The organism is Mesorhizobium sp. M0998 (genome assembly GCF_040318885.1).
Taxonomy (GTDB): Bacteria; Pseudomonadota; Alphaproteobacteria; order Rhizobiales; family Rhizobiaceae; genus Mesorhizobium.
The window spans coordinates 1-9,473 of the sequence record NZ_JAMYND010000082.1 but is presented as its reverse complement, the minus strand read 5'-3'; the positions used below and the strand labels follow the sequence as shown (position 1 = coordinate 9,473).

Genomic DNA, 9,473 nt, shown 5'->3' with positions numbered 1-9,473 from the left:
CAACGGCATGAAGAACATTGTGGAGGAGCGCTTCGACGCAGGCGTGCGGCTTGGTGAGAGCATCGACAGGGATATGATCGCAGTGCGCATCGGGCCGGATTGGCGGCTCGTCGCCGTGGCTTCGCCGGAGTACTTGTCCCGCCATCCGGTTCCGACCGCACCCCAGGATCTGGTCGATCATGACTGCATTAATATGCGGCAGGCGACGTTCGGCGGATTATATGCCTGGGAATTCGCCAGGGATGGCCGCGACCTTCGCGTGCGGGTGGAGGGCCAACTCACCTTCAATTCGTCCATTCCCATGATCGAGGCTGCAATAAGCGGTTTCGGGATCGCCTATGTCCCGGAAAACCTCGTCAGCCAGCACATCGCCAAGGGATGCCTTAGGCTCGTGCTTGACGACTGGAGTCCGCCGTTTGCGGGCTATCACCTCTACTACCCGAGCAGGCGACAGCTCTCGCCTGCGATGGCGGTGATCGTTGAGGCGCTCCGCCATCGCATCTGACGGGAGGTCGGGCAGTTTGCGTCTCAGCGCCGCAAGAACCGATTTGGCTGCCTCGGGGTCGTCCAGAGTGATCACCAGCGCCTTTGCACATGCAATTTTCGCGGCGGCCACCATCTCCTCCTGCGAAGCGTTGCCGAAAAAGACCGGTAGACGTTCTTTCCGGGACCGCTCTACATTTTTGGCGTCGAGGTCGACTGCAACCCACCTGTATCCACGCTCGTCGAGCAATCTGCCGATCACCCGGTCTACCCGCCCGAACCCGGCAATGACGAATGTCCGGACACGGCGGACTGAAGCAACGCAGCATTTTCCACTTTGAGGCGAAGTAATTCTCAATTATGGTCCGCCAGGCTTTTGGCATGAGGGGGAATATTGCCGATGGTTTTATCACGCAGGGGTGTCGTGCTCGGCGGCCTGGCGCTGGTCGCGGTGGGTGCAACCAGCAATATTGCTCAAGCCGCGGCGGCAAAATCCTTTTTCGCCGGTACCGCCAGCGACAACAATTTTGTGTATCGCAAGACCAACTTCGCCAAGATCGACAAGAGATGGCACCGCCAGATCGTCAAGTATTTCAGTAGCGAGCCGGTCGGCACCGTCGTGGTCGATACCCGCCACCATTTCCTCTACGTCATCATGGAAAACAAGACCGCCATCCGCTACGGCGTCGGCGTCGGCAAGGACGGCTTCAAATGGTACGGCCGCGCGACGATCGACCGCCGCGCGCTGTGGCCGCAATGGGTCCCGCCCCCCGAAATGCGCAAGCGCAGGCCGGACCTACCGCCCATGGTCGCAGGCGGCGCGTCCAACAATCCGCTCGGGCCGCGCGCGCTCTATCTGTACCGCGACGGCGCCGACATCGGCTACCGCCTGCATGGCACGCTGGAGCCATGGAGCATCGGCACCGACGCTTCCAGCGGCTGCATCCGCATGTTCCCGGAAGACATCATCGACCTCTACCAGCGGTGCCCGATCGGCACCGCGGTGCAGGTCCTGCCGCACATCGCCGACCAGGCGCCCGCTTCCACCACTGTCGAATGATTGTCGCCTCATGAACCGCATCATTGAAAACACGCGCCGGCTGCTCGCCGCCGGCCTGCTCGTGCTGGCCGCATCCTGCTCGACCAGCAACACGCTGGCCCCTCCCACACCCGACGTCACCAACACCGAGGTTGCCGGCTTCCAGAACGTGCAGCCGGGCAGCGAGGAGGATTTTATCCTCAATGTCGGCCGCCGCACCTATTTCACGCAAGGTTCGGCCGCGCTCGATTCTGTCGCCAAGGCCACCCTCGACACCCAGATCGCCTGGCTAGCAAAGCATCCGCGCTGGCTGCTCAAGCTGCAGGGTTTCGCCGACGACCCCGGCGCAAGTGAAATGGCGCTGTCGCAGCAGCGCGCCGATGCGGTGATGGACTACCTCGCCGCCGGCGGCATAGACCGCAACCGCATGTGGGCCAAGGGCTACGGCAAGGACAGGCTCGTCCGCGAGTGCCCCGACACCGCCTGCAGGTCGCAGAACCGCCGCGTTGTGTCTAATTTGCGCGATGAGAGGGACGAGCCGTAGGGGGCTGCTGTTCTGCTTGTGACCCGAAGCAGAGTCTCGCACGCGACGGCGGTATGGCTGCTTTGCGCCGCAATGTCGGCCATAGAGGCGAACTTTGCCTCCCCCGGAAGCAGACACTGCAATTGACCGCGCTGAAGGTCGTGATCGCGCCAGAGCCTGCAAAGGCACAACTCGGCACACGAGGGCGAACATTCCGCTGCGGAAACAACTTGAAGAAACGCTTCGCGACCCATAGCATGCCGCGCCATGGTGAAATCTGAGGTCAGTGAGATCGGTCGGGTTTTTGAGCCAGTGCAAGGTAGGGAGGATAATAATTATGGCTTCCGAAGTACAGGCAAACAACGGTGTTAACGTAGAGGCGCTGCTCGGCGCACGCGAAGCGCTCACCAACGCCCCGGAGGCAGCGCAGTTCAAGTGGCGCGCGGCCTGCGAATGGAAGGATGGCACCCACAGCCACTCGTCGGTCGAAAGCTTCTACGGTCTCGGCGAGGATCAGCATCGCAAGACCACCTTCACATTCGACGCAGACCATCCGGAGGTCTTCGCTTCCCAGGACAAGGGCGCCACGCCCGTCGAATACGTGCTGGTCGGACTGGCGAGTTGCCTGACCGCCGGCATCGCCGCGGTTGCCCAGAACCGGAACATCCAGTTGAAGTCGGTGAAGGCGACCATCGAAGGCGACATGGATCTCGCCGGAATTCTCGGCATCGACAGCGACGTGCGCAACGGCTTCAGCGGCATCACGGTGAAATACAACATCGACGCCGACGCAAAGCGCGAGGACATCGAGGCTATCGTCGCTCAGTCGCAGAAGCGGTCGGCGGTCTATGACATTGTCACCAATCCGACGAACGTCACGGTCGTGGTGAATTGAAAGGCGCTTCGAACCGTAGACTCTCCTGATGAGAGGGTGCGATTAGTTCCGTCACCACAGCGATCGTCGGCGCGGGGCACGCGGGGCTCGCGATGAGCCGCTGCCTCGCGGAGCGCTCTATCGACCATGTGCTGCTGGAGCGCGGCGAGATCGCCCATACCTGGCGCACCGAGCGATGGGATTCACTGCGGCTGCTCACCCCGAACTGGCAGAGCCGGCTGCCGGGCTTTCGCTATGACGGCGACGATCCCGACGGCTACCGGACGATGCCTGAGGTGATCGACTTCCTCGGGAACTATGCCAAGGCGATCTCGGCTCCGGTCAGAACCCACACGACCGTCACCTCGGTTCGCAGCGACGGGGCGGGATATCTTGTGCGCACGGACCGCGGCGAGTGGCGGTGTCGGACCGTCGTGCTGGCGTCGGGCGCGTGCAACATCGCGCGCCTGCCCGACGTCGCCAGCCGCGTGCCGCCGTCGGTCGCCATGCTGACGGCACAGTCCTACCGCAATCCGGGTCAGGTCGCCGACGGTGGCGTGATGGTGGTGGGCGCGTCGTCGAGCGGCACCCAGATCGCACAGGAGCTGCAGCGTTCGGGGCGTCAAGTGACCCTGTCGGTGGGCGAGCACATCCGGGCGCCCCGCGTATATCGCGGCAAGGACCTGGAATGGTGGATGGACGCCGCCGGCGTGCTCGACGAGCGTTACGACGAGGTGGACGACATCAGGCGGGCGCGACGGGTTCCTTCGCTACAGCTTGCCGGCACGCCCGACCGCATCACCCTCGACCTCAATGCGCTCGACGACCTCGGCGTCCGGCTCATCGGTCGTCTTGCCGGCATCACCGAAGACGGCAAGGCCCAGTTTGCGGGGTCGTTGCGCAACATGTGCGCGCTTTCCGATCTCAAGATGGCCCGGCTGCTCGACCTCATCGACGAATGGGCGCGCGCCAACGGCCTGGACGCTACGGTCGGGCCGCCGGATCGCCCGCCGCCGACCCGTGTCGAGGACAACCCGCCGCTCGGCCTCGATCTTGCCGGAGGCGCTATCAGGACGATCATCTGGGCCACCGGCTACCGGCCGGACTACTCCTGGCTGGAACTGCCGGTCCTCGACCGCAAGGGCCACGTCCGTCACGACGGCGGTGTAGCGGAACATCCGGGCCTGTACCTGATGGGGACGCAGTTTCTGCGCCGCCGCAAGTCTGCTCTAATCGACGGCGCTGGCGACGACGCGCGTGATCTCAGCGATCATCTGGCATCGTACCTCGGGCAAAATTCAATCTGATAGCAGAATCAACGTCTGAGACTCCAGAGGGAACAGGTTGGTTGCCGCGACAACCCCGAATTCTGCGCCCCTGCAGTCATATTCCCAAATGCAGCTTTGGCTTCCAGAAGGGGCGGAACAACTCAATCTTTGGACAGCGGTTCATCACCACTTTCAAGCCCGCTTTCTCCGCCAACTGGGCGGCAGCGTCATCGCGCACCCCAATCTGACCCCACAGAACCTTGGCGTTGATTGCGATGGCCTCCTGTGCAACTTCCAACAGATCTTCGGAGCGGCGAAAAACCTCAACCATATCCACAGGCCGGTCGATGGCCGCTAGTGACGCGTACACCTTAAGCCCTCGAATCTCATCCAGACCGGGACTGGGGTTGACCGGGATCATGTCGTAGCCGATTTCGTGCAGCACCCTGAGTACCCCATAGGAAAATTTAGTTTTATCGGGGCTGGCCCCAACCATCGCGATGGTTTTGACCGATTTCAGAATGTCTTGCAGATAAGCCTCCGAATAGGGCTCATCATGATTCATATGGGTCATTTCTTTGCTTCCAACGGGGTCGCAATATCGGCTTTCAATTCATGAGCGGCCAGCGGGTCAAGGAAGGGGTTGCGATAGAGCTTGTCGTGGCTCTCAACGCCGACCTCCAGCGTGCAGTCGCTCAAAGGGCGGGCGACGCAGAGGATTATATAGCCATTGTTGATCTGGCGGTTGTTCAGCGCCCGCTGCGCTTTTTGATCGACTTTGCCGCTGATTATTTTGGCCGCACAGGTTATGCAGCCGCCATACTTGCACCCATACGGCAGATCCACGCCCTGCTCGCGCAAGCTTTGCAAGAGGGGCTTGCGGTGATCGACGTCAAAGGCCGCACCGCCTTGATTGGCGAGAATGATGGTGAAGCAGGTCATACCCAGATGTCACTCGTGCAATCACCCCCGGGATAACGGGTTTCGTGGCAGCGGCTTGGTCCATTTGGTTCCTTACCAAAATCAACAACGAATAGCGGATCGATTTCCATGCCGCCGTTTTCCGTATTGCAATTGACCATCAGCATGCATCCGCCATTGGTGCGGATTTCCGGATAGAACTGATTATCCCACGTCGAGAAGAGTGAGGTCGTCACATAAAGGCGCTTGCCGTCGAGGCTGAGCTGTATCATCTGAGGCCCGCCAGTCACTTTCACGCCATTGACCTCAGGCGCACGGCCGAGAAGTCCGCCCATCCACACTTGTCCGGTAAGCTTGGCGTTGTGAGGGTCCGAGATGTCGTACTGACGAATGTCGCCATGCAACCAGTTGCACAGATAGAGGTATCTATCGTCCATGCTGAGCAGAATAACCGAGATCACGCCCGGTATTGGTATCGGCCATGCGGGATGCGGCTCATTGCCGACATCGACAATTTTTTCCCATTGCCAGTCACCCGCCGCGTTCTTCCACCAATGGATGATATTTGCAGAAAGGGCCGCGCCAACAAAGCCGTGACTGCTGTCGGGGTCATGATGGAATCGCACTTCCAGTGGGATCAAGCCATCTTCACCGAGATAGAATGTTTGCTTTGGCTCCTTCTTTTCAAAATCCCACAAATGGATCTCTCGGCCATATTTCAGATGACCAACCTCTTCCAGGTCAAAGCCAGGCATGAAGGTATTGGGCGCGGCCCATTCCGAGCTGACCATTACGTTGTGTCGCGGCTGGTACCAGAAATCATAACCAAACTTGATCCTGCCCATGGAATTTTCCCAGCGGCCGACAATCTCGAACTCCTTGCTGAGTTGCAAATAGCCGCCGGGGGCATTGCCCTGGGCGTCACCAAGCATGGAAACGATGATGTCCGAGCCGAGGCAATGCACCGTGTGTGGCGCCGACAGGTTAGTCCTGGCTTTGATTTCAGCGCCGTCTATCACCTTGAACAGTGTCGGGCTGCGCGGATCGGTACCGCAATCGACAATATGCAGATTTGACGAGCGCACACCCGGCACGATCAGATATTTCCGCTCCATGCTCGCATCGCCATGGCACGACGAACAGGCATTCCAGCCCGAGTGATGAAGCTCATCGCCAATACCCGGCATTTGCAAACGCGAAATCACCTGGCTGTAGGTCGAACTCTCCGGGTCGACATCAATCGTGCACAGATAGTCCGGCTTCTGAATGCCCGTGCCGGTGTAGATGGCAATCGTATAGAGCAGCTTTTCGCGAGGTGCCGTCATCGCCTCGGCTGGAGAAGCATAGCCCGGTCCACAGCAATGATTGGTCATGGGTACTTCCCTTTGAACAGATCACTCGCCAGCCCCAAAGGGGCAAGCTGGAATGTTAGTGCATGCTTGGCATTGGCGCTATGGCCGGGGAGGCGGAGGCGGCATAATAGGCGCGCCCGACGGGGTTGACAGCCAGATGATCGTGGGCGAACGGCTCGACGATCATCCACCTGCCGTCCGGATTGAGCGAGCTACGAGCATGCGTGACATGGCGTCGAGGCTGCCGATCTCCCCCACAACAACGGTACAACAACGGGGAAGTTGCGCTCTCTCCCAAAACGCGGCTCCGCCTCGCTTTTTTATTGATCACGGCAAAAAAACAACGCTAACTGGCTCCCGCGAGGGGCCATGCTGACAAGTGATGAAGTGGGAGCAATCCCGTTGTTTTCGGGTTTGCCGGCGGCAGAGCTGGAGCGGCTGGCGCGGGCAGCGGCCGATCTTCACCTCAGCCCCGGAGAGTTCGCGATTCACGAGGGTGGAGAGGCCGCGCTGTTTGCGGTTCTCGCCGGCAAGATCGAAGTCGTAAAGACCTTCGACGGCATCGAGCGAACGCTGGGTTGGCGTCTGCCGGGAACGATCTTCGGCGAGGTGCCGATTGCGCTTGGCTCGGGTTTTCCCGGTGGCTATCGCGCCGCCGAATCTTCCCGCGTCATGCGCATCGACGTTCAGCAGTATTATTCCATCGCCGCGGTGTCAAAGGACGTGGCCCAAAAGGTCAGCGCGCTTGCCCGCGAGCGGATGGGCGGGCTGCAAAGCGTCACTGCCGAGCCGCAGAGGCCGCGCGTCACATTGGTCGGCCATCGCTGGGACACGGCGTGCGGCGAACTGCGCCGGTTTCTGGCCCGCAACCAGATTTCGTTCACCTGGCTGTTGCCCGACACGTCGGATGCCGAGGCTTTCTGGTCTGCCCTCAGCAGGCCGGCTCTCGATGGTCCCGTTGCCCGGCTGGCTGACGGGGAGATTATCGAAGCACCCGCCGTGCGCGATCTTGCCATCCGCCTCGGGCTGCAGACGCGCCCGCGCGGCGCCGAGTACGACGTCGCGATCATCGGCGGCGGACCGGCCGGTCTTGCGGCTGCGGTCTATGGCGCCTCCGAGGGGCTGCGCACCATCGTCGTCGAACGCGAGGCGCCCGGCGGGCAGGCGGGAACATCCTCGCGCATCGAGAACTATCTCGGCTTTCCAAGCGGCATTTCCGGCGACGAGCTTGCCAGCCGCGCGCTGCAGCAGGCAAAGCGGCTCGGCGCCGAAATCCTGGTCACCCGTTCGGTCGCCGGCATCGACCCGACGACGCACGAGGTGGTGCTCGACGGCACCGATGTCGTGCGCGCCCGCAGCCTCATCCTGGCAACCGGCGTCGCCTGGCGCCGTCTTGCCATCGACGGGTTCGACCGGTTGATCGGCAAAGGCGTTTATTATGGCGCCGCGCGCAGCGAGGCGAGCAGCACGCATGGGCAGGATGTCTACCTGATCGGCGCCGGCAATTCGGCCGGCCAGGCGGCGATGCATTTTTCCGGCCATGCGCGCAGCGTGACGCTGCTGGTGCGCGGCCCCTCGCTTGCCGACAGCATGTCTCACTATCTGATCGAGCAGCTCAGGGCGAAATGCAACGTAAAGGTCCAGCTTCACTCCGAAGTCCAGGCCGTGCACGGCGAGACGCACCTGACGGCGATCGACATTCTCGACAAGACCGGCAACGAGGTGAGCCGGCACCAATGCGGCGGGCTGTTCGTGTTCATCGGCGCCAACGCCGAGACCGAGTGGCTGCCGGCCGACGTAGCGCGCGATGCACGCGGTTATGTGCTGACCGGCGACGACGTGAAGAAGGCCGGGCTCTGGTCGCATGGCCGCGACCCCTACCTGCTCGAGACCAGCGCGCCCGGCATCTTCGCCTGCGGCGACGTACGCCTGAGCCCGGTCAAACGCGTTGCCTCGGCGGTCGGCGAGGGCAGCATGGCCATCGCCTTCGTCCACCAGTATCTGGCCAATGAAGAGAAAGTAGACCGCAACCAAAGCTAGAGGGTCAAGTAACCAGAATGTCATCAGCCGGTCGATGCGGCGTGAAAACCGCCAATTAAGCATCGAAAGCACGCTTGACGGCTGGCCGCACGTCGCCGCGGGCTACATAAGCGGAGAGGTTCGGATATTCGTCCAGTATACCCGATCCGTTCAACCTGCGCAGCACCGCCACCATCAGAAGGTCACCGGCCCTGAACGCACCATCGAGCCAGTCGGCATTGCCCAGGCGATCGGAAAGTTCGCCGAGCCGGCCACGGATGCGATCCTCGACCATGGGCAGGCGCTGCTTATGCCAGGTCTCGTCGCGGGTCGTCAGCGGCCCCAAGGCTGGCGGGCGGCAATGCGCCCCTTCCTGGACATTACCAAAGCAAGACCACGGGGAATTCTGACCCACGTCCCGAACTTCATGGCCTTCGCCTCGCTGGAATGTCTAACGCGACTCCGTCATGATCTTCCGGCCCTGTCGAGCGACGCTGCCAAAGCCGTTGACGCCAACGCAGGTGATGGGGGCAGGCTAGACCAGTGCAGCAGATCCGCCCGGCGACTTTTCTTTTTGCGGCCCGAGCCTTGCGCGACATGGGCGACGGCTTCGTGGCCGTTCTGTTGCCGGTCTATCTCCTCGCATTAGGCTTCGCGCCTCTGCAGGTCGGCATCATAGCAACCGGATCGCTGCTCGGTTCAGCGCTCTTGACCATCGCCGTCGGACTCCTTGGTGCCCGACGCGATCACCGCCAACTCCTGCTTGCCGCCGCCAGTCTGATGGTGGCCACGGGTGTGGCCTTTGCTGTGGTCCACGACTACGCGCTGCTTTTGATGATCGCCTTCGCAGGCACCATCAACCCGTCGGCCGGCAGCGTCAGCGTGTTCGTGCCCTTAGAGCATGCCGTCCTCACACGCGAAGTCACCGACGCCGCGCGGACCAAGATGTTCGCGCGCTACAGCCTTGTGGGTGCGCTCGCAGCCGCGGTTGGCG

The 9,473-nt window shown here is 61.8% G+C and carries 10 protein-coding genes and 2 pseudogenes; 7 read left to right on the top strand and 5 right to left on the bottom strand.

All coding sequences use genetic code 11. The features are described from left to right. Window positions 1-505: LysR substrate-binding domain-containing protein (locus NKH59_RS32755; RefSeq protein ID WP_353024353.1), on the top strand; the 505-nt coding region annotated here is incomplete at its 5' end. 12 nt (window positions 506-517) lie between these two features. Here NKH59_RS32755 and NKH59_RS32750 read toward each other — a convergent pair. Further along, window positions 518-841: pseudogene (locus NKH59_RS32750) on the bottom strand (NAD-binding protein); the annotation flags it as partial. A gap of 42 nt (window positions 842-883) precedes the next feature. Between NKH59_RS32750 and NKH59_RS32745 the strand changes: the two are divergent. From NKH59_RS32745 to NKH59_RS32730, 4 genes are all read left to right on the top strand, one after another. Then, the gene (locus NKH59_RS32745) at window positions 884-1,543 is read left to right on the top strand and encodes a L,D-transpeptidase (RefSeq protein ID WP_352981054.1); all 660 of its coding nucleotides are present in this window, start codon (window positions 884-886) and stop codon (window positions 1,541-1,543) included. Between the two features lie 10 nt (window positions 1,544-1,553). Then, window positions 1,554-2,066: an OmpA family protein gene (locus NKH59_RS32740; RefSeq protein WP_352819462.1), complete on the top strand. Its 513-nt coding sequence runs from the start codon at window positions 1,554-1,556 to the stop codon at window positions 2,064-2,066. Between the two features lie 316 nt (window positions 2,067-2,382). Next, window positions 2,383-2,940, top strand: coding sequence for an OsmC family protein (locus NKH59_RS32735; protein WP_023679231.1), 558 nt, complete (start codon window positions 2,383-2,385; stop codon window positions 2,938-2,940). Between the two features lie 41 nt (window positions 2,941-2,981). Beyond that, a complete protein-coding gene (locus tag NKH59_RS32730) occupies window positions 2,982-4,226 on the top strand; it encodes an NAD(P)-binding domain-containing protein (protein ID WP_352474324.1) in 1,245 nt (414 codons plus the stop codon). Between the two features lie 76 nt (window positions 4,227-4,302). Here NKH59_RS32730 and NKH59_RS32725 read toward each other — a convergent pair whose 3' ends face one another. From NKH59_RS32725 to NKH59_RS32715, 3 genes are read right to left on the bottom strand one after another with little or no spacing between them, the layout of a single operon-like run. Beyond that, window positions 4,303-4,752, bottom strand: coding sequence for a CoA-binding protein (locus tag NKH59_RS32725; protein WP_352771286.1), 450 nt, complete (start codon window positions 4,750-4,752; stop codon window positions 4,303-4,305). A 5-nt stretch (window positions 4,753-4,757) separates the two neighbouring features. Next, complete coding sequence (locus NKH59_RS32720) at window positions 4,758-5,129, bottom strand: 2Fe-2S iron-sulfur cluster-binding protein (protein WP_352474288.1); 372 nt, start codon at window positions 5,127-5,129, stop codon at window positions 4,758-4,760. Then, window positions 5,126-6,481, bottom strand: a complete 1,356-nt coding sequence (locus NKH59_RS32715) for a selenium-binding family protein (RefSeq protein ID WP_353024351.1) — start codon at window positions 6,479-6,481, stop codon at window positions 5,126-5,128. Before NKH59_RS32715 ends, NKH59_RS32720 begins: the two co-directional genes overlap by 4 nt. Window positions 6,482-6,829: 348 nt before the next feature. Between NKH59_RS32715 and NKH59_RS32705 the strand changes: the two genes are divergently transcribed. Beyond that, window positions 6,830-8,500: an FAD-dependent oxidoreductase gene (locus NKH59_RS32705; RefSeq protein WP_352771161.1), complete on the top strand. Its 1,671-nt coding sequence runs from the start codon at window positions 6,830-6,832 to the stop codon at window positions 8,498-8,500. Between the two features lie 55 nt (window positions 8,501-8,555). Here the strand turns inward: NKH59_RS32705 and NKH59_RS32700 are convergent. Next, window positions 8,556-8,804, bottom strand: a pseudogene (locus tag NKH59_RS32700) (glutathione S-transferase family protein); the annotation flags it as partial. 272 nt (window positions 8,805-9,076) lie between these two features. On the opposite strand from NKH59_RS32700, the gene NKH59_RS32695 reads away from it, so the two are divergent. Further along, window positions 9,077-9,473: MFS transporter (locus tag NKH59_RS32695; RefSeq protein ID WP_353024356.1), on the top strand; the 397-nt coding region annotated here is incomplete at its 3' end.